Source organism: Aliiroseovarius sp. PrR006, from assembly GCF_010500215.1.
Lineage (GTDB): Bacteria > Pseudomonadota > Alphaproteobacteria > Rhodobacterales > Rhodobacteraceae > Aliiroseovarius.
Genome location: NZ_JAAGOY010000007.1, coordinates 530407 through 556306, shown reverse-complemented (window position 1 = coordinate 556306; position 25900 = coordinate 530407). Strand labels below are relative to the sequence as shown.

Sequence of the window (25900 nt, the reverse complement as noted above, 5' to 3'; positions counted from 1 at the left end):
GGGGCTTGTTTGAAAGGACACAACATGCCCACCTGGACCGCTTTGACCACCGTAAACGGACAAGATGACGCCGAAGCCCTTGGGGCGGCGATGGAAAACCTTGTGCCGGAACCCACGGGCGTCGGCGTGTTCGAGATCGAAGACGATAGCGGCATCTGGGAGGTCGGCGGCTATTTCGTCGAAGAACCTGATGCAGCAGGGCTTGCGTTGCTTGCGGCTATGCATGGCGCGAATGATTTCAGCGTGTCCGAACTGCCCGAGGTCGACTGGGTTGCCCATGTCAAACGCGAGCTGGCCCCCGTCGAGGCTGGTCGTTTCTTCGTCTACGGCAGTCATGATGCGGCAGCGCTTCCGGACGATAAGATCGGGCTGCTGATCGACGCTGCGATGGCATTCGGCACAGGGCATCACGGAACCACACTGGGGTGCCTGCGGGCGCTGGATCATCTGGCGCAAGACGGCTTTGTGGGTGAAAATGTGGCTGACATTGGCTGCGGTACGGCGGTTCTTGCCATGGCTGCCGCCAAGATCTGGCCCAATCCCGTGATCGCCAGCGACATTGACGAAGTTGCCGTGGACGTTGCCCGCGCCAACGTGGCGGCCAATGCACTTGAGGATCGTGTGGCATGTGTTGAAGCTGCCGGGTTCGGTGCCGACGAGATTGCGGCGAAGTCGCCGTTCGACCTTGTATTCGCCAATATCCTCAAAGGACCGCTGATCGGCTTAGCACCTGAAATGGGGCAAAATATTGGCAAAAATGGCTATGCGATCCTGTCGGGGATTCTCAATCCTCAGGCCGACGATGTGATTGAAAGCTATAAGCAAAATGGGTTCGATTTGCTCAAGCGCGATGAGATTGGGGATTGGACCACATTGATTTTACAGAGAAAATGATGAAATTGTGACGGGAAGTAAAAGGTTTTCTAGCTATTGCCACAAATTTGCTTTATTCTAGCAGAGGTTGCCACATTTTGACTGGCTTTTCAGCTAAGGGAAGTTGACCATGGCCGATGCACAAATAAGAGATTTTGAAAAACGCGTACGGCAGATTGATCGCCGTCATAACAAATTGGCTCGGGGCTATGTCCACTTGGTGGAACGTGACGGGCTTTTGGTTCCAGAGGAAGCAAGCTTCAAAAGCCGCGGTTTTCCGCTGCGTGCGATATTGTTCGTCCTGATTGGATTTATCCTGTTCAAGGGGATTATCGTCAGTCAGGTTGGCCTTTCCAGCTATTCGGCACGGCTTGAAAGCCTCGCTGAAGGCGGGGTGATCGAACAAGCTGGCGCGTGGCTGATGCAGATTGATCCGTTCACGCGTGTCGTGGCCGAATTCATCGCGAGCCTTTTCTGAACAGCACCTGTTGTTCCGTCTATTTTGACAGCAAACCCATCCGGATATCTTCGGGTGGGTTCGCTTTATGTGCGCCTCAACGTGCTTCGTGAAGTCCTTGCGACATTTTCGCCGCTTTTGGGCTCGAAATAGCGCCTTATCGTTGCTATCTGGTCTGTCGAACGAAATGACCGTCGTCCGTGTGGCCAAGGGGATGCCCCGCCAAGCTGCACGCGATACGCCAGATAACGGAGAGGCCACATGGCGAAGATTACCTATATCGAGCACAACGGAACCGAGCATGTCGTGGACGTTGCCCCCGGCCTGACCGTCATGGAAGGCGCGCGCGACAACAACGTCCCCGGGATCGAAGCAGATTGCGGCGGCGCCTGTGCCTGTTCGACCTGCCATGTCTATGTGGACAACGCTTGGATCGAAAAGATCCCCGCGAAGGATGCGATGGAAGAAGACATGCTGGACTTCGCATTCGAGCCCGACGCGGCCCGTTCGCGCCTGACCTGCCAGATCAAGGTCACAGATGATCTGGATGGCCTCGTCGTCCATATGCCCGAAAAACAGATCTGATGCGCGGCGTCAAAGCCGCAATCTTATCTCTCTGTCTGGCCGCCCCCGCGGCGGCCGACATCGCCTCGGCACACTACGCTGAACCGACGGATCGCTATGGGCACGGCGCTGTACCCGGCGGAGAATACGGCGCGCTTGAGGTCACGCTGAACGATGGCACCCGCCATCTGGTGCGCGTGACTGGGGGCGTCTTCGAAGACACCGCCCCACGCCTCCATGATTTCGACGGGGACGGCACGCCCGAGGTCGTCACGGTCTTCAGCGGCGATACGACCGGTGCAATGATCCGTATCTTCGGGCTGCAGGACGGCACGCTGACCGCGCTTGGCAACAACGCCCCCATTGGCAACCGCCACCGCTGGCTGGCCGTGGCCGGGATTGCCGATTTCAACGGCGACGGGCTGGACGAGATCGCCTATGTCGACCGCCCACACCTTGCCCGCCGTTTGCGGCTGGTGACGGTGGATGGATCAAAATCGCCATTCTCTTTCAAAGAAGTCGCATCGGTCGGCGGACTGACCAATCACAAATATGGCAGCCCCGACATCGAAGGCGGCGTGCGCATCTGTCCCGACCAACCGCCCGTGGTTGTGACGGCCAGCGCCAACTGGTCCCGCGTGATGGAAGCACGCTTGATCGACGGCGAATTCGAGATTGGCCCGATCGGCAAATACACCGACCCAAACAGCCTGACCGCAGCGCTACGCTGCGACTGACCTCATTTTCTTGCCATAAATATCCTGGGGGAATGCGTCCCCCATAGGGGGCGCATGGGGGCAAAGCCCCCTATAGGCTCACGCAGTGAGCTCCAGATGCTGAAAAGTTAGAGCGCGCGCCAGCCAATATCCGAGCGGTTGAAGCCCTCGGACCAGTCAATCCCCTCGATCATCGCATAAGCCCGGTCGCGGGCTTCTTGCAGGCTATCGCCGCGTGCGGTGACATTCAGAACCCGCCCGCCGGCCGCAGTGATCTTGCCGTCCACTTCGGTGGTGCCCGCGTGGAACACCATGTTCTTCGAATCTTCCGGCAGCGCGTCCAGTCCGTTGATGACCGAGCCCTTCTCGTACGATCCCGGATAGCCATTTGCCGCCATCACGACAGTAATCGCGTGGTCATCCGCCCAGTTAACTTGGGCTTCGTGCAGGCGTTCCTCGGCGCAGGCCAGCATCAGATCCAGTGCTTGAGCGCCAAGGCGCATCATCAGAACCTGACATTCCGGATCGCCAAAGCGCACGTTGTATTCCACCAGTCGCGCTTGTCCGTCCTTGATCATGAAGCCTGCATAAAGAACCCCCTGATAGGGCGTGCCGCGCTTGGCCATCTCGTCTACGGTGGGCTGCACAATCTCGCGCATGGCGCGGGCGGCGATCTCGTCCGTCAGGACCGGGGCGGGTGAATAGGCACCCATGCCGCCGGTGTTCAACCCAGTGTCGCCATCGCCCACGCGCTTGTGGTCCTGCGCGGTCCCGATGGGTAGCGCGGTCTTGCCGTCGCAAAGGATGAAATAGGACGCTTCTTCGCCTTCCATGAACTCTTCAATGACGACCTCGGCACCCGCGCCCCCAAAGGCACCCCCGAACATGTCGTCGATGGCGTCCAGAGCCGTCTCAACATCCATCGCAACGATCACACCCTTGCCTGCGGCCAAGCCGTCGGCCTTGACCACGATTGGCGCGCCTTGCTCGCGGATATAGGCTTTGGCGGCCTCGGCATCGGTGAAGTGGCCGTAAGCTGCGGTCGGCGCATTCGCCGCGTCGCAGATTTCCTTGGTGAAACTTTTCGAGGCTTCCAGCTTTGCCGCCTCGGCCGAAGGGCCAAACACCTTGATGCCAGCTTCGCGCAGGCGATCCGCTACGCCTTTTGCCAAAGGCGCCTCGGGGCCGATGATCACAAAGTCGATGGTGTTGTCTTGGGCGAAGGTTGCGACAGCGCCGCCGTCCTCGATATCTAGCTTTGCACATTCCGCAATCTGCGCCATACCCGCGTTGCCCGGCGCGACGATCAGCCGATCACATTTCGGGTTTTGCATCACCGCCCATGCCAGCGCATGCTCACGCCCGCCGCTGCCCAGAATAAGGATGTTCATGGATGCTCTCCCGCTTGGCCTTCCGTTACGGGCGTTCTAAGGTCGCAACACGCAATGCACAAGAACCGAGACCACATGTCCGACCTGATTGACGACCCATCCCCCGGCCAAAATGCCCCTGAATTTACAGTTTCGGAAATTTCCGGCGCGGTTAAGAAAACCATCGAGGGCGCTTTTGGCCGTGTGCGCGTGCGCGGCGAAGTCGGGCGCGTGATGTTGGCGCGCTCCGGGCATTTGTATTTCGACGTGAAAGATGACCGGTCGGTGATCGCGGCGGTCAGCTGGAAAGGGCAGGTCAGCCGCCTGTCGATTATGCCGGAAGAGGGGATGGAGGTCATTGTCTCGGGCAAGATCACCACCTTTGGCAGCCAGTCGAAATACCAGATCAACGTGGATGACGTTGTGGTCGCGGGCGAAGGCGCGCTGATGGCGATGTTGGAAAAGCGCAAGAAACAACTGGCGGCGGAAGGTCTTTTCGCGCCCGAACGCAAGAAAAAGATCCCTTTCCTGCCCGAGGTGATCGGGGTCGTGACCTCGCCTTCGGGCGCGGTGATCCGCGATATCCTGCACCGTCTCCGCGACCGCTTCCCGCGTAAGGTTCTGATCTGGCCCGTCGCAGTGCAGGGGGACGCCTGTGCACCGCAGGTGGCTGCGGCCATCGAAGGCTTCAACCGTTTGACGCCGGGCGGCGCACTGCCACGCCCTGATCTGCTGATCGTCGCCCGGGGTGGCGGCTCGATCGAGGATCTGTGGGGATTCAACGAAGAGATTGTCGCACGGGCTGCGGCGGGTTCGGAGATTCCACTGATTTCGGCGGTGGGACACGAGACCGATACAACGCTGATAGACTTCGTCTCGGACCTGCGCGCGCCCACTCCGACGGCAGCTGCCGAGCATGCCGTGCCGGTGCGGTTGGAACTGCTGGCGTGGACCGAGGAACAAGGCACCCGCCTGACCCGCGCGCTGGAGCAGGGCGTCAATCAACGCAGCCAACGCCTGCGCGACCTCTCGCGCGCATTGCCCCGTGCCGATGCGCTGCTGGACGGGCCACGCCAACGGCTGGATACGGCGTCCTTGAAACTGCCTGTCGCGCTGACCCAGATGACGCAAGCCCGGCGGGTGAAGTTGAGCGAGGCCTCGGCTGGCCTGCGCCCGCGCGCCCTGACCACGCGTCTCGCGCCGCTCCGGGATCGGCTGACCATGGCGAGCATGCGTCTTGGTCCGGGGCTGTCGCGTGGTACAGCTCAGCATCGACGCGACCTTGACCGTTTGGCCGCGCGGTTGGATGCAGGGCGTATTGCGCAGGCCAATCAGCAGCGAAATCAAGCGCTTCAGGATGCATCAGCCCGACTGGACAACGCTTATCTGTCTGCCGTGTCGCGTCAGAAAGACCGGCTGGCAGCACTTGAGCGAATGCGCCAGACGCTTGGCTATACTGAGACTCTGAAACGCGGCTATGCGGTGGTGCGTGGCGACGGTGATGTGGTGACGACACAGGAAGCTGCCAGCAAGGCCGAGGCATTGGAGATCGAGTTCGCAGATGGGCGTTTGACGCTGGATGGAACCGCGTCGGGCCCCGTCACAACGGCGCCGACACCCAAACCTGCCCGCAAAGCAAAGCCTAAGAAAGATGCCCCGGATCAGGGATCACTTTTCTAAGCTCCAAGCCTTATTTCTTACGTGATCCCGGTCGGCCTTGTGGTTTTCCGCCCGCGTTCCGGTCGCGTGATCCACTGCCACCAAAGCTTTTGCCTGTTGGACGCTGCCCGGGTTTCCCACCGGGCTTTCCACCAGAACGCCCCGTGCCTTTGAATGCGGGCTTGGCACCCGGCTTGCTACCATGTTTACCGCGTGGGATTTCAGCGCGCTTGCGAACTGGGGTTTTCTGCGGTGCTTCCATGCCCAACTGCTCGCGCACAACGCGCTGGCGGATCTCTTCGACTTCACCAGCTTTCAATTCGCCCAGTTGGAATGGGCCATAGCTGACGCGCAGTAGACGGTTCACGGACAGGCCGATCGCCTCCATCGCGCGGCGGATTTCGCGGTTCTTGCCTTCGCGAATGCTGATGGTCAGCCACGCATTCGCGCCCTGCTGCCGATCCAGCGAGATCGACATGGGCTGGAACCGCTCGCCATCGACGGTGATTCCCTTGCGCACGGGGGCCAGCATGTCGTCGGTCGGTTTGCCCTTTACCCGTACGCGATACTTGCGGGTCCACCCGGTCGAGGGCAGCTCTAGCTTGCGCTTTACGCCGCCGTCATTGGTCAGCAGCAGCAACCCTTCCGAGTTCAAATCCAAGCGCCCAACGCTCATCACGCGCGGCATGTCTTCGGGCAGTTTGTCGAAAACGGTCTCGCGACCCTTTTCGTCCTTGGCCGTGGTCACCAACCCGGTGGGCTTGTGGTAGAGCCAGATGCGCGGCGGCTCGGGCTCGGCCACCGGTTTGTCATCCACAAGGATCTTGTCCTGTGGGGTCACATTCAAAGCCGGGCTGTCGATCACCTTGCCGTTGATGCTGACGCGTCCGGCTTCGATCATGCGTTCGGCTTCGCGGCGGCTGGCAATGCCTGCGCGCGAGAGAACCTTGGCGATCCGGTCGCCAGCTGGGGTGGGTTTATCCGTCATACCCCCGCATACCCTGCGCTGCCGGAAAGGGGAAGCCTTGGCAATCGCGGGCAGGGCAGGCATGAAGGGGCATGACCCGTTTCAAAAGCCATATGGACGCCGCCATGGCCGAAGCCCGCGCTGCCGCAGATCGCGGCGAGGTGCCAGTGGGCGCCGTGTTGGTCGCGCCGGATGGCACGGTGGTCGCGCAAGCCGGAAACCGCACGCGAGAGCTGAATGACCCGACTGCCCATGCCGAGATCCTTGTGATCCGCGAGGGCTGTGCGCAAGCGGGGTCTGAACGGCTGCCGGGCTATGACCTGTATGTCACGCTCGAGCCTTGTCCAATGTGTGCCACGGCGCTGTCGGCGGCACGGATCCGGCGCATCTACTATGGCGCAGCGGATCCCAAATCGGGCGGTGTCGCCCAAGGCCCACGTATCTTTACCCATCCGCAATGCCACCATGTCCCCGAGGTCTATGATGGCATCGGTGCAGATGACGCGGAAGCGGTCTTGAAAGCGTTCTTTGCCGCGCGGCGGTGAGCTTTAGATTGCGATGGGCGAAAGCACCTCGGGCTCGATCACATTCACCTCGGGCAAGGCATCAATCAGCTCCTGTGCCGACTGTGCCAAGATCGGGAAGGTCTTGTAGTGGCAGGGGATCACGGTCTTGAAATTGAAATACCGCTGCGCCGCATAGGCCGCCCGCGCCATGTCCATCGTATAATGGCCCCCGGCGCACAGAATGCCGATATCGGGTTTGTGCAGATCGCCCATCCACTCCATATCCGCCATGATATCGGTGTCGCCGGACAGATAGATCACGTGGCCCTCGCCCGCGATCATGAAGCCGACCTCGGCCCCGGCACAAAGCGGACGATCCCCGCCGAGATAGTCGAAGCTGGCGGAATGCGAGGCGTTCACCATGGTGACTTTCGCGCCGCCAAGATCGACCGTGCCGCCCTTGCCGAAGCCCAGCGTTTCAACGCCGTCTTCCCCGCCCCAAAACGAGGCAAGCTCGTGGATGGCGGCAATCGGAATGCCGCGCTCTTTGGCAATCGCAAGGGTCGAGGATGCGTGATCCCCGTGTCCGTGCGTGATCAGGATGTGTGTTGCCCCCTCTAACGCCTCTGCACGCCGGTCTTCAGGGAACAACGGGTTTCCGTCCAGCCACGGGTCGATCAGCAGTACGGCGTCTTCGATCTCGATTCGGAAACCGGCATGTCCAAGCCAGATGATTTGCATGGGAGCCTCCTTTTTGGTCATTCAGGGCCAGAGTAGCAGTGATTTCGCCCAAGTCATCCGTGGGACAGCGTCGCACAACGTTCAGACGCCTTGCGGGTCGCGGTCCCGCGCGATAAATGACGATGCAACGCGCCCATGCGCCCACACATCCGGAGACACCTTCATGTCGATTGATATCGAAACCGCGCGCAAGGTTGCGCATCTGGCCCGCATCAAGGTCGAAGACGACCGCCTGCCGGAGCTGGCCGAGAATTTCAATGCGATCCTTGGGTTCATCGAACAGCTGAACGAAGTGGATGTGGAAGGTGTCGAGCCGATGACCTCGGTCACGCCGATGCGTCTGAAGCGCCGTGAAGATGTCGTGACGGATGGCGATATGCCTGAAAAAATCCTGTCCAACGCACCGGATGCGCGCGAAGGCTTCTTCGCCGTTCCGAAAGTTGTCGAATAAGGGGGCAGGGAAATGACCGAGCTGAACAAACTGACGATTGCCGATGCCCGTGACGCGCTGCGTAAGGGTGATGTGACCTCGACCGAAATCACCGAGGCCTGCCTGACCGAAATCGAAGGCGCGGGTGCGCTTGGCGCTTTCGTGCACAACACGCCCGATCTGGCCCGCGAACAGGCGAAAGCTGCTGACGCGCGTATTCAGGCCGGTGACGCCCCGGACATGTGCGGCATCCCGCTGGGCATCAAGGATCTGTTCTGCACCAAGGGCGTGCCCTCGCAGGCAGCGTCAAAAATCCTCGATGGGTTCAAGCCAGAATACGAATCGACCGTCAGCCAGAACCTTCTGGATGCGGGCACCGTTATGCTGGGCAAGCTGAACATGGACGAGTTCGCCATGGGCTCGTCGAACGAGACCTCGGTCTACGGCAACGCTGTGAACCCGTGGAAAGTGGACGACCGCGATCTGACGCCAGGTGGTTCGTCGGGTGGCTCGGCGTCGGCTGTGGCGGCTGACTTGTGTCTGGCGGCAACCGGCACCGACACCGGTGGCTCGATCCGCCAGCCTGCTGCATTCACCGGCATCACCGGCATCAAGCCGACCTACGGGCGCTGCTCGCGCTGGGGTGTCGTGGCCTTCGCGTCCTCGCTGGATCAGGCCGGTCCGATGACCAAGTCTGTGCGCGACGCGGCGATCATGCTGGAAGCCATGTGCGGCCATGACATGAAAGATTCGACCTCCGCCGACATTCCGGTGCCGAATTTCGAAGCCATGCTGACGGGCGATATTAAAGGCAAGAAAATCGGGATCCCGAAAGAATACCACATGGAAGGTATTCCGGCTGAGATCGAGAAGCTCTGGGCCGATGGTGCTGACATGCTGCGTGATGCGGGCGCCGAGATTGTGGACATCTCGCTGCCGCACACCAAATACGCGCTGCCCGCGTACTATGTGATTGCACCGGCGGAGGCCTCGTCGAACCTTGCCCGCTATGACGGCGTAAAATATGGCCACCGCGCCAAACTGGAAGCCGGTGACGGCATCGACGACATGTACGCGAAAACCCGCGCCGAAGGCTTCGGCGACGAGGTTCAGCGCCGTGTGATGGTCGGTACCTATGTGCTGTCGGCGGGTTTCTACGACGCCTATTATAACCGCGCCCGTCGCGTGCGTGCGCTGATCAAGAAAGACTTCGACGATGTCTTTGCTGCGGGTGTGGACGCGATCCTGACTCCGGCCACGCCGTCTTCGGCCTTTGGTCTGGGTGAAATGAAGGACGCCGATCCCGTTAAGATGTACCTGAACGACGTCTTCACCGTGACAGTGAACCTTGCCGGTCTGCCGGGTGTCTCGATTCCCGCCGGTCTGGATGCACAGGGTCTACCGCTGGGTCTGCAGTTGATTGGTCGCCCGTGGGAAGAAGGCGACCTGCTGAATATCGCCCACGAGGTTGAGGCTCGCGCAGGTTTTGTAGCTAAGCCCGCGAAATGGTGGTAAAACGCGCCTCATTGGCGTGACTGTACTGTAAGGAGCCCGCGATGCGCATCACCCTCGGACTTGCCTTTCTGGGCCTTATGGCCGGATGCGTGGCACCGCTGCCTGACAGCCGGGCTCCTGAAAACCTGTCGGGACAGCCCTTGTCCGCACTGGGCGAGGACAGCTCGGTCGATGCAGCCCCCACTGCCGCATCCGAAGCCGCGACGATTTCCGACGAACAGGATTTCGCCGCTGTCTCGTCGCGCGAAAGCATCGAAAGCGATGCGGCGCGTCTGGAAGGGTATCGCGCCAATTACCAACAGGTGCAGCCCGAGGCCGTGCCCAATCGGCCCTCGGGTTCGTCGGCCTCGATTGTGCAGTATGCGCTGTCGACCACCAATTCGGTCGGGCAAGCTTTGTATCAGCGCTCGTCCCTGTCGGGCGAGGCCCGCGCACGCCGCAATTGCGCCCGCTATACCTCGGCCGACTTTGCCCAGATCGCGTTTCTTGAAAGCGGTGGCCCGAAGCGGGATCTCTACGGCATTGACCCAGACGGCGACGGCTTTGCCTGCGCGTGGGATCCGGCCCCCTTCCGCGCCGCACGTGGTGTAGACGTGCCAGCCGCGACAACCGAAGCGGTAAGCTCGGAAGAGCTTGAGGGGATTGGCATCACAACCGAACCGACCACACCGGCCCCTGCGCAGCCGGTTCCCCTGCCTGGCGAGACGCTGAATATCTCGACCGAGTGATGCAGCCGATATCGCACCCCTCTCCGAATTTCGGCCCGCGCCGGGAGGGTTTGGTGCCGTCGCTGATCGTCCTACACTACACGGCCATGCCGGATCCGGACGAAGCGCTAGAGCGTCTGTGTAGCCCCAAATACGAGGTCTCCGCACACTATCTGATTCACCGCGACGGCCGCCTGTTCCAGTTGGTCGACGAAGAGATGCGCGCGTGGCATGCCGGTGCTGGGTCTTGGGCTGGGATGGACGACATCAATTCCTGGTCGATTGGGATCGAGATGGACAACGATGGCGCCTCGCCTTTTTCCGAACCGCAGATGGCAACGCTAGAGACCCTTCTGCCCGAGATCATGCAGCGTTGGAATATCGACCCCGCAGGCGTGATCGGCCATAGCGACATGGCCCCCGGACGCAAAACCGATCCCGGCCCGCGCTTTGATTGGGCGCGATTGGCACGGCAGGGGCTTGCCGTCCGCTCGGGCGCGTCTGATCCAACAGACAACTTTTCAGCCGAAACCTTCCGCGACTGTGCTACCAAGCTCGGCTACCCAACTGACATCGACCACACCACATTGCTTGCTTCGGTGCGCCTTCGTCACCGTCCTTGGGGCGAAGGTCCTTTGGCCGAAGACGATTTCGCCGCCCTTCCCGAATCTTTGTATTTTCTTGCCAAAAATATCCCGGGGTGAGCCTCGAAGAGGCGAGGGGCAGCGCCCCTTTCGCCCTCGCGCCTTGACGCCACGGCCCAGCATATCTAAGTCCAGTTTTGCGCGGATGGCTGGATGACCGCGGGTGACTGTCGAGGCTTGCTTCGGCGTGACGCGAGGAAAGTCCGGACTCCACAAGGCAACGGTGCCGGGTAACGCCCGGCCGGGGAAACCCGAGGGAAAGCGCCACAGAGAACAGACAGCCTGCGCATGCGCGGGTTATGGTGAAACGGTGGGGTAAGAGCCCACCGCGCTTCTGGCAACAGCGGCGGCACGGCAAGCCCCACCGGGAGCAATGCCTAATAGGGATCGCGCGGGAGTAACCCCAGGGGTGTCTTGCCCCGAGCAGATCCGGGTTGGCAGCTTGAACCTGTTGGTAACAGCAGGTCTAGAAGAATGGTCATCCATGGTGGCAACACCGGGACAGAATCCGGCTTACAGGCCGTCCGCGCGTATGATTCTCTAAGGTCTTGAAGATTTTAGGCCTCCGGCGGGGATATTTGTGACAAGAAAAAGCGGCGGGGCGGCCAAATCCCATGCTTTGCGGTTGACTCGGGGCGGAATGGCGCTAAAAGGCGGGTTCCAGAGATTTACGCCGGGCGGCTTGCGCCCGCCCGATAGGAGCTGTTGTTATGGCGAAGCCGACCACAATCAAAATCCGCCTGAACTCGACCGCGGATACCGGCCACTTCTATGTGACCAAGAAAAATGCACGCACCATGACCGAGAAAATGGTTATCAAAAAGTATGACCCGGTTGTGCGCAAGCACGTTGAATACAAAGAAGGTAAGATCAAGTAAGATCGCCATTCTTTGGGTAAAGAGCCGTCCCTTTGGGGCGGCTTTTTTCGTTTCCGGTTAGCGGTGCAGGATCTGCGACGCCACTTTGCGCCCCAGTAGGTAATAGGCGTTCGGGCCGGGGTGGAAGCCATCTTCGGCCATCATCTCGGGCGTCAGGGGCACGTCGAAGGGCATGTAGTCTACGCCCATCGAGGCAGCTTGTTCGGCAAGCGCGTGGTCAAATCGGCGCGCCTGTAATCCAAGAACCCAGCGCAGGGGATTGGGCAGCAGCGGGAAGCGATCGATTGGCGGGATGCCGGTGGCGATCACACGCTTCGCACCCCATTTATCGAACAGGAGGGAATACAGTTCCTCCCTGCAGGCCAGCAGGCGATAGAGCGGCATTTGGCTGGTCACGTCGTTCACCCCAAGCACCACCAGCACGATATCGGTTTGCTCGGGCGTTTGGGATTTCAGCAGGGGCAGGGTGGTTCGAGTTGTCGATCCGGTCCGGGCCAACAAGCGCCAGTTCACATGATACGAGGTGCCAAGCGCGCTGACGAGCTGCCCTGATAGTGCCTCGGTCTGATGGGGAGCCCCCACCCCCGAGGCAGAGCTGTCGCCCACGATCATCAGTGACAGGTTGGGGCCGGTGCCTTGTGCGCCGAAGCGATGCCCGGGCGGTTCGGGCAGTGTGGTTGCGATTTTCCGTACCTTCAGCGCCTGCGCCGTCAGCAACGGGCTGAGGATGAGCTTCGCGATGTTTTCGAACAACCGATTCATAGGTTTACTCTAGCGCAACAAAAAAGGGCCGGTCACTAGGACCGGCCCTGAAAGTACGTCAACGTGTCCAGATTACTCGCGGTTACCCAGGAACTGCAGCAGGAACATGAACAGGTTGATGAAGTCCAGATACAGGCTTAGCGCGCCCATGATCGCGGATTTCGCCAGCCATTCGCTGTCCATTGCGTGGGCGTGTGCGATGTAGTCGGTCTTGATCTTCTGGGTGTCATAGGCGGTCAGGCCGGCAAAGATCAGAACACCGATCACCGAGATGGCGAAGTGGATCATCGACGAGCCGATGAAGATGTTCACGATCGATGCGACGATGATGCCGATCAGACCCATGATCAGGAATGCACCCATCGGTCCAAGGTCGCGTTTGGTCGTGTAGCCATAGAGGCTAAGACCCGCGAAGGCGATCGCGGTGACCAGGAAGGTCTGTGCGATGGATACGCCGGTGAAGATCACGAAGATATAGGCCAGCGAGATGCCCATCACGGCCGAGAAGGTGTAGAAGAACAGCTGTGCGCCAGCGGCGGACAGGCGGCTGATCATTGCGCCAAAGGCAAAGACCATGATCAGCGGGGCAAACATCACGATGTAACGGGTAAAGCCGGTGAACAGCGTTTCCATCATCGCGGCGTTGTTGCCCACAGCCCAAGCGGCGGCGAAGGTCAAAAGCAGACCTACCGACATGGTGCCGTATACTTTGTTCATGTGGGCGCGTAGCCCTTCGTCGATCGCGGCGCGCGTGCCGGCACCTGCGCGAATCGTGTCAAACTCAGCCATTGAGACCTCCAAGCAAACTTATTGATGCGGTATCCCAAAAGAAAACCGCCCTTGGCCGTTATATTGGCAAGGGCGGCGCATTTTTCAAGAGCTTAACAGCGTGAACTGGTCAGTATTGCCAATGCGAAGGCACGTCCCAGATCGGGCGGTCGACTTCGCGCTGAGCTTGTTCCGGGGTCAGACCCAGATCGTTCAGGTGATGGGCGTCCAGTTGGGACAGGGCCACGCGCTCGCGGCGGGTTTCAACAGCGGTTGCAATCCAGGTCAGCAGCGAGAAGCTGCGTTTTGCGGCGGGGGCATTGGTGCAGGTTACGGCGGTCATCTCGTCTCTCCTTCGTGTTCTCGATGAATGATGCGTGTTGCATCAAATTTCGTGATCGTTATGCTTGAGCAAGTAAGATAAGTAAAATGAATGATTTTGTAATGAATCATCACGGAGTTTGATATGCCGCGTAACCTTGATCTGACCGCCCTGCGCAGTTTTGCCACCGTTGCCGATGCGGGCGGGGTCACGCGGGCTGCCGGACTTTTGCATCTGACGCAATCGGCTGTGTCCATGCAGTTGAAACGTCTTGAGGAAAGTCTAGGGCGGCCATTGCTGGACCGTACTGGGCGCGGGGTGTCTCTGACCGCAGATGGCGAGCAATTGCTGGGTTATGCCCGCCGCATTCTGCGCCTGAATGACGAGGTGTATTCGCGCCTAACTGACCAGGCTTTTGAGGGCGAGGTGGTGTTGGGCGTGCCTGCTGACGTCGTCTATCCGGCGATTCCCAAGGTGCTGCGCCAGTTCCATGCGGCCTATCCGCGGATGCGCGTTCAGCTGATCTCGTCCTATACCAGCCGGCTGAAGGCGATGTTCGCGCGCGGAGAGTGCGACGCTATTCTGACCACGGAGGAGGAGATGGACGCGGGCGGCGAAACACTGACCGCGTTGCCTTTGGTCTGGGTCGGTGCACCGGGCGGGCAAGCGTGGCGGCAACGCCCCTTGCGTTTGGCATTCGAGCACAACTGCATTTTCCGAAAAGAGGTGCAGCAGGCGTTGGACGAGGCAGGCATCCCGTGGGAAATGGGCGTCGAAAGCGATTCGACCCGCACGATTGAGGCATCCCTATCGGCAGACCTCGCCGTTCATGCGGTCATCGAAGGCACGGTACGCAGTGATCTGGATGTGGTGGATCATGGCGGTGCACTGCCGGACCTGGCCGTGACGCAAGTGAACATGTACGCCGCCAAAAGCGGCAATCAGGCGATGGACGACCTTCTGGACATGATCCGGCGCGCATTTGACGAGCTGTAAGGCCTGGGATGGGGCCTAGTCGTTCGGCCCCATCGTGACGACGACCTTGCCGGTGGACTTGCGGCTGCGCAGAAGCTCCAGCGCGTCCTCGGCTTGGTCCAATGGCAAGGTGTGGCTGACATGCGGTTGGATCTTGCCGTCGGCGTACCAGTCAAGAAGCTGGCGCAGGCTGTCGGTCAGAACCTCAGGCTTGAACTTCAGATAGCCCCCCCAGTACAGCCCAATGGCGGTAATGTTCTTCACCAGCATATGGTTGGGTTTCAGCTTGGGCATATCGCCCGAGGCAAAGCCGATATACAGGAACCGCCCGTCCGGGTTCGTGGCGCGGAACGCGGCCTCGCCCTGTTCGCCACCGACTGCGTCATAGACCACATCCGCCCCGCCAAGCGCTTTCACGGCATCACGGATGTCCTCAGAGGTGCTGTCGATCACATGATCCGCGCCAGCGCGTTTGCAGATCTCAAGCTTGTCGGCGCCGCGCGCACAGGCGATGACCCGCGCGCCCATCACCTTGCCAATCTCGACAGCCGTCAGGCCCACGCCGCCCGCTGCGCCAAGCACCAAAAGGGTCTCGCCGGGTTGAAGCTGGGCCTTGTAGTCCAGCGCGACGTGGCTGGTGCCGTAGGCAATCTGGAAGGCGGCCGCGTCTTCAAAGCTCATGTTGTCGGGCAGGGGAAGGCAGCGGTCAGCAGGAAACACGCCTTCGTCGGCCAACCCGTCTTTGCCAGAAAACACGACAACGCGCGTGCCCATGGCAGGGCCATCTGTATCTGGACCAAGCTCGGTCACGATGCCGGCGGGTTCCATCCCGAGGGAAAACGGGACGTCAGGCGTGTCCTGATAGCTTCCCTTAGTCATCAGAAGGTCGGCAAAATTCAAGCCACAAGCGCGGATGTCCACGCGTGCCTGATCTGGTTCGATGGGCAAGGGTTTTAGGTCCGTCAATGCAGGACGTTTGCCAAGCTCTGTAACGCGAAATGTTTTCATGGGGCCTCCTGCGGATGATGTAGCGCGGTGATAGGAAGAAATCGAGAGCTACTCAGCCTCAATTGCCGCTGTAGGTTGATTAACGGGTTAAATTGCAATGCTTTCTTGACTATGTTAGATAACCATTGCGTGCTGGCTGTGCGGGGCTTATCCCGCAATGGTAGTGAATGATTTCGTGCATTCGTTGATCCTTTAGGCCACATGAGTTTGATTGTGACTTTTCATGCGCTGGTAGAGCGCTTGATGCGTAAGAAGTAGGTAAGGCTGCCTGGCAGCTTGTTAACGAGGAGTTATTGGATGAAGCATCCTGTGGATATCCATGTAGGTAAACGTGTACGCCATCGGCGCTGGATGGTGGGCATGACCCAGCATCAATTGGCCGAGAAAGTCGGAATCAAGTTCCAGCAAATTCAGAAATACGAGACCGGCATGAACCGCGTCTCGGCGTCTCGGCTTTGGGACATGGCCTCAGCGTTGTCGGTGCCTGTCAGCTTCTTCTTCGAGGGCTTGGAAAGCCACGCGCATGAAATGAACTGTGACGCGGTGCCAAGCGATATCCTTGCAGACAAGGAAGCGCTGGAGCTGGTGCGTAGCTACTATTCGATCCCGGAAAATCAACGCCGCCGCTTATTCGAATTGGCGCGTGTGCTGTCGGACGTTGCCTGACGCTTGACGTGACTTGGGCATCGCTGATACCGCGCTAGTAATAGCATAGGGGATTGGCGATGCAGACCTTGAGCACAGATACACAAACTGACCTTATTCGCGTGGCCAATGCTTTGGCCGATGCTGCGCGCGACGCAGTTCTTCCCTTTTTTCGATCTTCGGATCTGACGGCCGACAACAAACTCTCTGAGGGGTTTGATCCGGTAACCGAAGGGGATCGGGCGGCGGAAAAGGCGATGCGTAGTCTGCTTGCCGAACTTCGGCCCGAGGATGGGATCTTCGGTGAAGAGTTCGGCGCGAAAGAGGGGAGCAGCGGCCTGACATGGGTGTTGGACCCGATTGACGGCACACGCGGCTTCATGTCCGGTACGCCCACGTGGGGCGTGTTGATTGCCGTTGGGCCCGAGACCGGTCCGGCCTTGGGCATTATCGACCAGCCCTACATCAAAGAGCGTTTCCTTGGCGGGTTTGGCGAGGCGTGGGTCGAAGGCCCGATGGGGCGGCGCGATCTGAAAACCCGTGCGACTTCGGATCTGTCGGACGCGATCCTGTTCACCACGTTTCCCGAAGTCGGAACCGCGGAAGAGGCCGCGGCGTTTCATGCCGTGGCACGACAGGCCAAGCTGACACGGTATGGCATGGATTGTTATGCCTATGGTCTGGTCGCTGCCGGGCAGGTCGACATGGTGATCGAAGCAGGTCTGCAATCTTATGATGTTCAGGCCCCGATCGCTGTGATCGAGGCCGCGGGCGGGATCATGACCGACTGGCAAGGTGGTCCCGTACATCAAGGCGGACGTGTTGTGGCCGCCGCCAACGCCGAGCTTCACGCTCAGGCGCTTGAAGTGCTGTCAAAGGTCTGATGGTTATTTGATCTTCCGGCCTCCGGCCCAGACGGCCGAGATTGCCCGATCATCCCCCATCATGATGGTGGGAAAGACCGCTTCCCAGATGGTCTCGGCCCGCGCCGCGCGCTGGGCGATGGCGGGGGTGGATGCCAGATCAACTGCGATGATGTCAGCCTCGTACCCCGGGGCCAGACGCCCGATCTTGTCGCCTAAGTGGATGGACGCAGCGGATCCTGCGGTCGCCAGCCACCACAGTTGTGCTGGATGCAGTGCTGTGCCGGACAATTGGCCAACCTCATAGGCGGCTGCCATCGTGCGCAGCATCGAAAAGCTGGATCCGCCTCCCGTGTCGGATGCCAAGCCGATCCGGTGGCCCTGTGTCATCAAGCCTTTCATGTCGAACAGGCCGGAGCCGATGAACATGTTAGACGTCGGGCAGTGAATGACGCTGGCGTCCAACTCGGCGATGCGGTCGCGCTCGCGTTCCGTCAGGTGGATCGCGTGGCCCAGAAGGGCACCTTTGCCCACCAGCCCGAAGTGTTCATACACATCCAAATAGTCGCGGGCATCGGGAAAGAGGTCCGCGACCCATGCGATCTCTTCGTGCTGTTCGCTGATATGAGTCTGCATCAGTAGGTCAGGGTGATCGGCCCAGAGCGCGCCCAAGGCTTCCAACTGTTCAGGGGTCGAAGTGGGCGCGAAGCGTGGTGTAATCACATAGGACAGCCGGTCCTGCCCGTGCCAGCGCTCAAGCAGGGCTTTGCTGTCGTCATAAGCGGATTGCGGGGTGTCGCGCAGAGTGTCGGGGGCATTGCGATCCATGCAGGTCTTGCCGCCAAGCGCCCGCAGCCCGCGCGTTTGCGCCGCCGTAAAATAGGCATCCGCGCTTTCCGGGTGAATGGTGCAATAGCTGACCGTCGTCGTGGTGCCCGCCGCCGTGACAAGGTCGAAATAGGTCTCGGCAATCTGGGTGGCGTGGCTTGCATCGCCAAACCGGCTTTCTTCAGGGAAAGTATAGCTATTTAGCCAGTCGATCAGCCGTTTGCCCCACGACGCGATGATCGCGGTCTGAGGGTAATGCACATGCGTGTCGACAAAGCCGGGCGACAACAGCGCATCGCCCATATCGGTCACACGGGCCTGGGGATGCTGGGCGCGCAGGGTGTCTGCTGCGCCCACATCTGCAATCAAACCGTCGTCTACCAAGACGGCTCCACGCCGGTTATGCGTGGCCGCGTCCTCGGGCCGCTCGTCAAACGGTGTGTCGTTGAATTGAATAACCTGTCCTAGAAGCAGTTCCATCGGTCGCTCCTTGTTTGCCGTTGTTCACGGTAGGCTGCGAAATTCACCTGTTCAATGTCTTTCTGCCGGTTCACTTGCGGGATGGCTTGGCCTATGGTCGGGCCAAACAGTGGACGGAGGGCGCGCGATGCTGGATGACCAACAAATCGACGACACGCCCGAAGAAGGTGACTACGAGCTAGATCGCGAAACCTTTGGTCCAGTCCGACAAGCGCTGGCCGCTGAAGATGGGCCCGCACTTCAGGCCCTTCTGGATCCGCTGCACGCCGCTGACATCGCCGACCTTGTCGAACAGCTGCCCGACGATGATCGCGACACGTTCGTTCGCCTGTATGGCACGGAGTTTGACGGCGAGGTTCTGTCTGAACTGGACGAAGGTCTGCGTGAAGACGTGGTTGGTGCGATGGAGCCCGCCGTCCTGGCCGAGGCCGTGCGCGATCTGGAAACGGACGACGTTGTTGACCTAATCGAAGACCTCGACGATCCGCAGACCGAGGCTGTTCTGGACGCGCTAGACGAAGACGATCGGGTCGTGGTCGAGCAGTCGCTGTCATACCCCGAGGAATCCGCCGGTCGTCTGATGCAGCGCGAGCTGGTCGTGGCGCCGGATCACTGGAACGTCGGGCAGACGATTGATTTCCTGCGGTCTCAGGATGATCTGCCCGAACAGTTCTATCACGTGATCTTGGTTGATCCGCGGATGCGCCCGACGGGCTATGTCACGTTGGGTCGTTTGATGGGCAGTGCACGCGAGGTGCCCATGACCTCGCTGACTGAAGACAGCTTTCGCACCATCCCCGTGATGCAGGACGAGGGCGAGGTCGCCTATGCGTTCAACCAGTATCACCTGATTTCGGCCCCCGTCGTGGACGCGGACGACCGTTTGGTCGGTGTGATCACCATCGACGACGCGATGGTCATTCTGGATGAAGAACACGAAGAAGACATCCTGCGTCTGGCCGGTGTGGGCGAGGAAAGCTCGCTCTCGGACAAGATCGTTGAAACCACCAAACGCCGCTTCCCGTGGCTGGCAGTGAACCTTGTGACCTCGATCCTGGCGTCGCTTGTGATTGCGCAGTTTGATGCGGTGATTGCCCAATTCGTGGCGCTGGCCGTGCTGATGCCGATTGTGGCGTCCATGGGGGGCAACGCAGGCACGCAATCGCTGACCGTGGCTGTGCGTGCGATTGCCACGAAAGACCTGACATCCGCCAACTTGTGGCGCGTGATCTGGCGTGAAGCGGCCGTGGGGTTGGTCAACGGGATTATCTTTGCAGTGGTTATGGGGATCGTTGGCGTGCTCTGGTTCGGCACACCGCTTCTTGGTGTCGTGATCGGTGTTGCGATGGTCGTGAACCTTGTGATCGCAGGGCTTGCAGGCGTTATTGTCCCGGTGGTGCTGGATCAGATGGATATCGACCCGGCACTGGCCTCGGGCGCGTTCGTGACCACGGTGACAGATGTCGTGGGCTTCTTCGCTTTCCTTGGCCTTGCCGCTGTAATGCTGATCTGACGACCCTGACTGGATTTCGACATGACCGACCTGACCGCCGTGAAAGCGGCCGCCCGTAAAGCTGCCTTTGCCCGCCGCAAAGAGGCGCATTCCGAAGCACGCTCGGCGCTGGGTGTGGCGCATCTGATTTCGGTTCTGAATGACCACAAGGGCAAAGCGATGGCGGGCTATATGCCCATCCGGACCGAGATCAATCCGCTGCCCGCGATGGCCGCGCTGGCGGCTTGGTCTACGATTGGCGTGCCGTATATCACGGGCGAAGGGCAACCCCTGAAGTTCGCCAGCTGGCGTCCCGACAGCGACATGGTGGACGGTCCCTTTGGTGCGCAGGTGCCGGCCAAGCTTGAGTTCATCACGCCCGAAGTTGTGGTCGTTCCGCTGGTGGCCTTTGACCGCAAGGGCGGACGTCTGGGTTATGGTGGCGGTTTCTATGACCGCACGCTGGAAGGGTTGCGGGCCGGACGTCCAACTTTGGCCATCGGCTATGCCTACAGCGCGCAAGAGGCTGATGGCCTGCCGTTGGAACCCACGGACCAGCCACTGGATGCGATTGTAACCGATGAGGGTGTCACCTGGTTCTGATACATCCCCCTGCGGGGTATTGTTCGCCAAACACTTGCCCTTGGGGTGAAAGCCGCCTAGGGCTAGTCCCATGAAAATACTCTTTCTTGGTGACATCATGGGGCGTGCCGGACGGCGCGCGGTAACCGAGCGGCTGAAGACGCTGCGCAATGACTGGAAGCTCGACTTCGTCGTGGCGAATGGCGAAAACGCCACCAGCGGGCATGGGCTGAATGCGGGGCACGCGAAGACACTGCTGGACGCGGGTGTGGACGTGATCACGCTTGGGGACCATGCCTTCGATCAGCGCGATATGCTAAGCTTCTGCGATCAGGAAAAACGCATCATCCGTCCGCTGAACTACGCCAAGGAATGCCCCGGCGTGGGCGCCCGCGTTTTTGCGGATGCCCGGGGCCGCAAGATTTTGGTCACGCAGGTGCTGGGTCAGGTGTTTATGAAGCGCGCCTATGACGACCCGTTCTCGGCCGTTGATCTGGTTCTGAAGCGGCATACGTTGGGCGGGGCTGTGCAGGCATCGCTGGTTGACATCCACTGTGAAGCCACATCCGAAAAGATGGCAATTGGACATTGGTGCGATGGACGCGCAAGCGTGGTCGTGGGGACGCATACCCATGTCCCGACAGGTGATGCGCAAATCCTGTCCAAAGGCACCGCGTTCATGGCAGATGCCGGGATGTGCGGTGATTACAACAGTGTAATCGGCATGCAGAAGGAAGAGCCCATGCGCCGCTTCGTGACTGGCATGGCAAAGGGGCGTTTCACCCCGGCCGAGGGCGAAGCCACGCTGTCGGGCCTGTATATCGAAACCGACGATCGCTCGGGTAAGGCCACGAAGGTTCAGATGGTACGGAACGGGGGGCGGCTGACGCAATCCTCGCCCTTGGATGCCGTCTGACGCGCTGCCTAATTCCACCCGACCGCAAAACCGTGCTTGCCCATGACCCATGTGCAGGGCAAAACTGGTCCAAGCGATTAAACGGGGACATTGCATGGGTTTATTCGAGTTCAGCGCCACCACGCAGGCGGTGATTGCCCTGATGACAGTGGGCGGGATGTTCGTCCTGTTCCTGCGCGAAAGCTTCCCGACTGAAGTCGTCGCCATTGGCGGTGTGTCGATCATGCTGGTCATGGGTATTCTGGACTATGACAGCGCGCTCGAGGTGCTGTCGAACCCGGCGCCTTGGACCATTGCTGCCATGTTTATCGTGATGGGGGCGCTGGTACGCACGGGCGCGTTGCAATGGTTTACCCAGATTGCTGAGAAGAAGGCAGAGCATAACCCGATGATGGCCTTGGCCGCGTTGATGGGGTTCGTCGTGATTTCGTCTGCGGTTGTGTCGAACACACCGGTGGTTGTTGTGATGATCCCGGTCTTTATCCAGCTGGCCAAGAAGATCGGTCGGTCAGCCTCGAAATTGCTGATCCCACTGAGCTATGGCGCCATTTTGGGCGGAACGCTGACGCTAATCGGCACCTCGACCAACTTGCTAGTCGACGGCGTTGCACGCGATGGTGGGCTTGAGCCGTTCACGATTTTCGAAGTCACCCCCTTGGGCATCGTTCTGGTCGCGTGGGGCATGCTTTACCTGCGCTTCATCGCGCCAAGGATCCTTCCTGACCGTGACAGCATGGCGACGCTTCTGTCCGACAGATCCCGCAAGAAATTCTTTACCGAGGCCGTGATCCCGCCGGAATCGAACCTGATCGGGCGCGAGGTGAACGGGGTGCAGTTGTTCAAGCGCGAAGGCGTGCGGCTGGTGGACGTTGTACGCGGCGATACCTCGCTGCGCCGTAACCTTGAAGGGGTAACGCTTCAGGTCGGCGATCGCGTGGTGCTACGGACTGCGATGACCGAGCTTTTAAGCCTTCAGCGTGACAAAAGCCTGAAACGCGTGGACCAGGTGTCGGCGGTGGAAACGACCACGGTCGAGGTGCTGATTTCGCCTGATTGTAAAATGGTGGGCAAGCAACTCGGGCGGATGCGCCTGCGCCGTCGCTATGGTGTCTATCCGCTGGCGGTGCACCGCAAGAACCAGAATATCGGTCGTCAGTTAGATGATCTTGTGGTCCGCGTGGGCGATACGCTTCTGCTGGAGGGCGCGCCTGAAGACATTCAGCGTCTGGCGCAGGATATGGACCTTGTCGATGTGTCCGCACCGTCGGATCGTGAGTACCGCCGCGGCCATGCGCCGATCGCCGTGGCCGCCCTGTTCGGTCTTGTGGCTTTGGCGGGCTTTGGCGTTGCACCGATTTTCATGTTGGCCGTCTTGGCCGTGGCCGTGGTGCTGCTGACCCGCTGCATTGACGCGGACGAGGCGTTCGGGGCCGTGGATGGCCGCCTTTTGGTGCTGATCTTTTCGATGCTTGGCATCGGCGCGGCGCTGGAAAGCTCGGGCGCGGTGGCGCTGATCGCGGAAGGCATCGCACCACTTCTGGGCAAGCTGCCACCTTTCCTGATCGTCTGGGCGATTTATCTGCTGACCTCAGTTTTGACCGAGCTTGTATCGAACAACGCCGTGGCCGTGGTGGTCACCCCGATCGCCATCGGGCTGGCGACTGCTCTGGGCTTGGACCCGCGCCCGCTGGTGGTGGCGGTCATGGTGGCAGCTTCTGCCAGTTTTGCGACGCCGATTGGCTATCAGACCAACACGCTGGTGTATGGTCCGGGGGGCTACAAGTTCTCGGACTTCCTGAAGGTGGGGATTCCGCTGAACCTGTCGGTTGGCATTCTGGCCTCGGCCCTGATCCCGTTCATTTGGCCGCTGTAAGTGGCGCTGCCCGTCTTTCCCGAACGCGCGACCTTGCTGTTGCTGGGGCGTTGGGCGTTGAACTTCGATGTGGATGGTCCGGCGCAGGCTTGGGCGGACGACGTCTTGTCATGGGCGGCGGGTATTGAGGCAGATGATCAGCATCAGGATGTCGCCACGCGCGCCATCGAAAGCGGTGCGCTTTACACACTCGCAGATCTGCCCAGCCCGGCCCATTGGGGCGAAATCTCGGACCTGATCCGGGACGCTGTGCGGGATGTGCACCTGTCCACACCTGATAGCCCAGACAGCGCAACGCGTTGGCTTGCGCGGGTGCATTTGATGGACATCCTTGCGGCCGAGGGTGATGGTTTCGACGCGCTGAAGAAGGTTTCGCGCCTGTGGTTTGATCACGGGACGCCTGATCTGCACCAGTTCTACCTGTTCAAACACGCGATCCGTGATGTGATGCGGGACGGGAAACAAACGCATATTCCGGGTCTGACCCGCGACAGTTGGCAGGGTGATCTGATCGCCGCCATCAATGAGTGGATGGAGCAGACCCAGGCGCCCCAACTGCTATAGCGGCCAGAACACCAGAATGGCCGGGATTGACACAGCAACGACCAAGATCTCAAGCGGTAGACCCATACGCCAGTAATCTCCGAACTTATAGCCGCCGGGGCCAAGGATCAGCGTGTTGTTCTTGTGCCCGATGGGGGTCAGGAACGCGCAAGAGGCCGCAATGGCTACGGCCATCAGGAAGGGGTCGGGGTTCTTGTCCAATGCATGTGCCATCTGGATCCCGACAGGGGCCGCGACGATGGTGGTGGCGGTATTGTTCAGCACATCCGACAGCGTCATGGTCACGATCATTAACACGGTCAGCACCGCCCAAGCGGGCAGGCCTTCGGTTATCCCGACCAGTGCGCCTGCGATCAGCTCGGTCCCGCCCGAGCTTTCCAGCGCCGCCCCCAAGGGGATCATGGAGCCGAGCAGTACCACAACCGGCCATTCAATATGGGTGTAGAGCTCGGGCAGGGGGATGATCTTGGCCAACACATAGCCCACGACGACAAGCCCAAGCGCGACGGGCAGGTAGATCAAACCAAAGCTGGCCGCGGCCACGGCGGCGGCAAACAAGCCAATGGCCAGCCAGACTTTTTCGTCCCGCGTAACAGTCAACCCGCGCTCGGCCAAAGGCAGGCAGCCCAGCCATTCGGTCACAATCGCTTCCCGCCCTTGCGGCACCAGAAGAAGCAGGATGTCACCCGGATGGACCTCGGTCTTGCGCATCTGCTTGGTGATCTTCTTGCCAGCGCGGGAAATTCCCATCAGGACCGAGCTTTGACGCCAGTTCAAGCCAATCGATTGCGCGGTCCGGCCGGCGATCCGGGCGTTCTCGGGCACAACGACTTCGATCTTCGACAGGCCCTCGCCCTCGGCTTTCAGCTTTTCTTCGCGGTGATCCTCGGCAAAGGCGAGCCCAAGGGCCGCGCGGAATTCATCCAGGGCCTCGGGGGTGGCTTCCAGAACCAGTGCGTCATGAGCTTTAAGCTGCGTGCCGCGCTGGGTGCCGTAGCGCCGGGTGCCCTCGCGCACCAGACCAAGGATCGCGACATCGTTTTTCTCGGCGTCTTCCAGTAGCTCTTTCAGGCGCTTGCCGATGTGTTTGGAGCCTTCGGGTACGGTCAGTTCGGCCACGTATTGGCTGAATTCATCCATCGGGTTGGACCCGTTTTTGCCAGCGTCCGGTTGCGGGATCAGGCGCCAGCCGATCAGCGCCACGAAGATCAGGCCTGCGATGGCCGTGACGCCACCCACAGGGGCGAAATCGAACATCTTGAAGGGTTCGCCCAACGCGTCCTCGCGAATCGAGGCGATGATGATGTTGGGGGGCGTGCCGATCAGCGTGACCATGCCGCCAAGGATGGTGGCGAAGGACAGGGGCATCAGGCTCAGGCCAACAGGGCGTGCGGCTTTGCGGGCAGTCTGGATGTCCACGGGCATGAGAAGGGCCAATGCGGCGACGTTGTTCATGAAGGCCGACAAGACACCGCCGATTGCGCCCATTAGCGCGATATGCGCCCCTAAGGAACGGGACGCGTCGACCAGCGTGCGGGTGATCAGAAAGACTGCCCCTGATCGCACCAGACCGGCAGAGACAACCAGTACCAGCGCCACCACCAGCGTAGCGGGGTGGCCGAAGCCCGAGAAGGCCTCTTTCGTGGGGATAACGCCAAGGACAACGCCTGCCATCAGGGCAGAAAAGGCTACGATATCATAGCGAAAGCGGCCCCAGAGCAGCAGAGCGAATACGGCACCGAAAAGCGAAAAAAGAATGATCTGATCTGTATTCATGCCCAAGGAGTACCGCGTG

28 protein-coding genes and 1 other RNA gene are annotated in these 25900 nt (G+C 60.3%); 20 read left to right on the top strand and 9 right to left on the bottom strand.

What is annotated here, in order from left to right; all coding sequences use genetic code 11:
* The first annotated feature begins 24 nt into the window (after positions 1 to 24).
* From G0Q00_RS11200 to G0Q00_RS11185, 4 genes are all read left to right on the top strand, one after another.
* Positions 25 to 894 (top strand): 50S ribosomal protein L11 methyltransferase, encoded by an 870-nt coding sequence (locus G0Q00_RS11200; protein WP_163039342.1) that lies wholly within the window; start codon positions 25 to 27, stop codon positions 892 to 894.
* Positions 895 to 1003: 109 nt separating this feature from the next.
* On the top strand, positions 1004 to 1351 hold the full coding sequence (locus G0Q00_RS11195) for a hypothetical protein (protein WP_163039340.1): 348 nt from the start codon (positions 1004 to 1006) through the stop codon (positions 1349 to 1351).
* 240 nt (positions 1352 to 1591) lie between these two features.
* Positions 1592 to 1915 (top strand): 2Fe-2S iron-sulfur cluster-binding protein, encoded by a 324-nt coding sequence (locus G0Q00_RS11190; protein WP_163039338.1) that lies wholly within the window; start codon positions 1592 to 1594, stop codon positions 1913 to 1915.
* A complete protein-coding gene (locus G0Q00_RS11185; RefSeq protein ID WP_163039336.1) occupies positions 1915 to 2631 on the top strand; it encodes a VCBS repeat-containing protein in 717 nt (238 codons plus the stop codon). Before G0Q00_RS11190 ends, G0Q00_RS11185 begins: the two co-directional genes overlap by 1 nt.
* A gap of 107 nt (positions 2632 to 2738) precedes the next feature.
* On the opposite strand, the gene purD is transcribed toward G0Q00_RS11185, so the two are convergent.
* Positions 2739 to 4001 (bottom strand): phosphoribosylamine--glycine ligase, encoded by a 1263-nt coding sequence (purD, locus tag G0Q00_RS11180; RefSeq protein WP_163039334.1) that lies wholly within the window; start codon positions 3999 to 4001, stop codon positions 2739 to 2741.
* Between the two features lie 75 nt (positions 4002 to 4076).
* On the opposite strand from purD, the gene xseA reads away from it, so the two are divergent.
* A complete protein-coding gene (gene xseA, locus G0Q00_RS11175; RefSeq protein WP_163039332.1) occupies positions 4077 to 5660 on the top strand; it encodes an exodeoxyribonuclease VII large subunit in 1584 nt (527 codons plus the stop codon).
* A 10-nt stretch (positions 5661 to 5670) separates the two neighbouring features.
* Here the strand turns inward: xseA and G0Q00_RS11170 are convergent, their stop codons facing one another.
* Entirely contained in the window at positions 5671 to 6627 is a 957-nt protein-coding gene (locus G0Q00_RS11170) for a pseudouridine synthase (protein WP_163039330.1), read from the bottom strand.
* A gap of 71 nt (positions 6628 to 6698) precedes the next feature.
* On the opposite strand from G0Q00_RS11170, the gene G0Q00_RS11165 reads away from it, so the two are divergent.
* Positions 6699 to 7151: a nucleoside deaminase gene (locus G0Q00_RS11165; RefSeq protein WP_163039328.1), complete on the top strand. Its 453-nt coding sequence runs from the start codon at positions 6699 to 6701 to the stop codon at positions 7149 to 7151.
* A gap of 3 nt (positions 7152 to 7154) precedes the next feature.
* Here the strand turns inward: G0Q00_RS11165 and G0Q00_RS11160 are convergent, their stop codons facing one another.
* Complete coding sequence (locus G0Q00_RS11160) at positions 7155 to 7853, bottom strand: metal-dependent hydrolase (RefSeq protein ID WP_163039326.1); 699 nt, start codon at positions 7851 to 7853, stop codon at positions 7155 to 7157.
* A gap of 163 nt (positions 7854 to 8016) precedes the next feature.
* Here G0Q00_RS11160 and gatC point away from each other — a divergent pair, with 163 nt between their 5' ends.
* The 6 genes from gatC to rpmG all read left to right on the top strand — a co-directional run bounded on the left by gatC (position 8017) and on the right by rpmG (position 12027).
* Positions 8017 to 8304 carry an Asp-tRNA(Asn)/Glu-tRNA(Gln) amidotransferase subunit GatC gene (gatC, locus tag G0Q00_RS11155; protein ID WP_163039324.1) on the top strand — a complete coding sequence of 96 codons (288 nt, stop codon included), beginning with the start codon at positions 8017 to 8019 and terminating at the stop codon, positions 8302 to 8304.
* 12 nt (positions 8305 to 8316) lie between these two features.
* A complete protein-coding gene (gatA, locus tag G0Q00_RS11150; RefSeq protein WP_163039322.1) occupies positions 8317 to 9798 on the top strand; it encodes an Asp-tRNA(Asn)/Glu-tRNA(Gln) amidotransferase subunit GatA in 1482 nt (493 codons plus the stop codon).
* A 41-nt stretch (positions 9799 to 9839) separates the two neighbouring features.
* Positions 9840 to 10526 (top strand): hypothetical protein, encoded by a 687-nt coding sequence (locus tag G0Q00_RS11145; RefSeq protein WP_203564976.1) that lies wholly within the window; start codon positions 9840 to 9842, stop codon positions 10524 to 10526.
* A complete protein-coding gene (locus tag G0Q00_RS11140) occupies positions 10526 to 11209 on the top strand; it encodes an N-acetylmuramoyl-L-alanine amidase (protein ID WP_163039320.1) in 684 nt (227 codons plus the stop codon). Before G0Q00_RS11145 ends, G0Q00_RS11140 begins: the two co-directional genes overlap by 1 nt.
* A gap of 81 nt (positions 11210 to 11290) precedes the next feature.
* Positions 11291 to 11681: RNase P RNA component class A (gene rnpB / locus G0Q00_RS11135), an RNA gene on the top strand.
* Positions 11682 to 11859: 178 nt separating this feature from the next.
* Positions 11860 to 12027, top strand: a complete 168-nt coding sequence (gene rpmG, locus G0Q00_RS11130) for a 50S ribosomal protein L33 (protein ID WP_132694922.1) — start codon at positions 11860 to 11862, stop codon at positions 12025 to 12027.
* A 57-nt stretch (positions 12028 to 12084) separates the two neighbouring features.
* Here the strand turns inward: rpmG and G0Q00_RS11125 are convergent, their stop codons facing one another.
* From G0Q00_RS11125 to G0Q00_RS11115, 3 genes are all read right to left on the bottom strand, one after another.
* Positions 12085 to 12789: an SGNH/GDSL hydrolase family protein gene (locus G0Q00_RS11125; RefSeq protein ID WP_163039318.1), complete on the bottom strand. Its 705-nt coding sequence runs from the start codon at positions 12787 to 12789 to the stop codon at positions 12085 to 12087.
* A 72-nt stretch (positions 12790 to 12861) separates the two neighbouring features.
* Positions 12862 to 13578: a Bax inhibitor-1/YccA family protein gene (locus tag G0Q00_RS11120; RefSeq protein WP_163039316.1), complete on the bottom strand. Its 717-nt coding sequence runs from the start codon at positions 13576 to 13578 to the stop codon at positions 12862 to 12864.
* A gap of 109 nt (positions 13579 to 13687) precedes the next feature.
* On the bottom strand, positions 13688 to 13900 hold the full coding sequence (locus tag G0Q00_RS11115; RefSeq protein ID WP_163039314.1) for a DUF1127 domain-containing protein: 213 nt from the start codon (positions 13898 to 13900) through the stop codon (positions 13688 to 13690).
* A gap of 123 nt (positions 13901 to 14023) precedes the next feature.
* On the opposite strand from G0Q00_RS11115, the gene G0Q00_RS11110 reads away from it, so the two are divergent.
* Complete coding sequence (locus G0Q00_RS11110) at positions 14024 to 14875, top strand: LysR family transcriptional regulator (RefSeq protein WP_163039312.1); 852 nt, start codon at positions 14024 to 14026, stop codon at positions 14873 to 14875.
* Positions 14876 to 14890: 15 nt separating this feature from the next.
* Here the strand turns inward: G0Q00_RS11110 and G0Q00_RS11105 are convergent, their stop codons facing one another.
* Positions 14891 to 15862 carry an NADPH:quinone oxidoreductase family protein gene (locus G0Q00_RS11105; protein WP_163039310.1) on the bottom strand — a complete coding sequence of 324 codons (972 nt, stop codon included), beginning with the start codon at positions 15860 to 15862 and terminating at the stop codon, positions 14891 to 14893.
* Between the two features lie 297 nt (positions 15863 to 16159).
* Here G0Q00_RS11105 and G0Q00_RS11100 point away from each other — a divergent pair, with 297 nt between their 5' ends.
* Both G0Q00_RS11100 and hisN read left to right on the top strand, forming a co-directional pair.
* Positions 16160 to 16528, top strand: a complete 369-nt coding sequence (locus tag G0Q00_RS11100; RefSeq protein WP_163039308.1) for a helix-turn-helix domain-containing protein — start codon at positions 16160 to 16162, stop codon at positions 16526 to 16528.
* Positions 16529 to 16587: 59 nt separating this feature from the next.
* Positions 16588 to 17391 carry a histidinol-phosphatase gene (hisN, locus tag G0Q00_RS11095; RefSeq protein ID WP_163039306.1) on the top strand — a complete coding sequence of 268 codons (804 nt, stop codon included), beginning with the start codon at positions 16588 to 16590 and terminating at the stop codon, positions 17389 to 17391.
* Between the two features lie 3 nt (positions 17392 to 17394).
* On the opposite strand, the gene guaD is transcribed toward hisN, so the two are convergent.
* A complete protein-coding gene (gene guaD, locus G0Q00_RS11090) occupies positions 17395 to 18678 on the bottom strand; it encodes a guanine deaminase (protein ID WP_163039304.1) in 1284 nt (427 codons plus the stop codon).
* 127 nt (positions 18679 to 18805) lie between these two features.
* On the opposite strand from guaD, the gene mgtE reads away from it, so the two are divergent.
* The 5 genes from mgtE to G0Q00_RS11065 all read left to right on the top strand — a co-directional run bounded on the left by mgtE (position 18806) and on the right by G0Q00_RS11065 (position 24105).
* Positions 18806 to 20191 (top strand): magnesium transporter, encoded by a 1386-nt coding sequence (gene mgtE / locus G0Q00_RS11085; protein ID WP_163039302.1) that lies wholly within the window; start codon positions 18806 to 18808, stop codon positions 20189 to 20191.
* Between the two features lie 21 nt (positions 20192 to 20212).
* Positions 20213 to 20773 carry a 5-formyltetrahydrofolate cyclo-ligase gene (locus tag G0Q00_RS11080; RefSeq protein WP_163039300.1) on the top strand — a complete coding sequence of 187 codons (561 nt, stop codon included), beginning with the start codon at positions 20213 to 20215 and terminating at the stop codon, positions 20771 to 20773.
* 70 nt (positions 20774 to 20843) lie between these two features.
* Positions 20844 to 21668 carry a TIGR00282 family metallophosphoesterase gene (locus tag G0Q00_RS11075; RefSeq protein WP_163039299.1) on the top strand — a complete coding sequence of 275 codons (825 nt, stop codon included), beginning with the start codon at positions 20844 to 20846 and terminating at the stop codon, positions 21666 to 21668.
* 94 nt (positions 21669 to 21762) lie between these two features.
* On the top strand, positions 21763 to 23541 hold the full coding sequence (locus tag G0Q00_RS11070; protein WP_163039296.1) for an SLC13 family permease: 1779 nt from the start codon (positions 21763 to 21765) through the stop codon (positions 23539 to 23541).
* Positions 23542 to 24105 (top strand): hypothetical protein, encoded by a 564-nt coding sequence (locus G0Q00_RS11065; RefSeq protein ID WP_163039294.1) that lies wholly within the window; start codon positions 23542 to 23544, stop codon positions 24103 to 24105.
* On the opposite strand, the gene G0Q00_RS11060 is transcribed toward G0Q00_RS11065, so the two are convergent.
* On the bottom strand, positions 24100 to 25881 hold the full coding sequence (locus G0Q00_RS11060) for an SLC13 family permease (RefSeq protein WP_163039292.1): 1782 nt from the start codon (positions 25879 to 25881) through the stop codon (positions 24100 to 24102). The genes G0Q00_RS11065 and G0Q00_RS11060 overlap by 6 nt on opposite strands.
* Between the last annotated feature and the right edge of the window lie 19 nt (positions 25882 to 25900).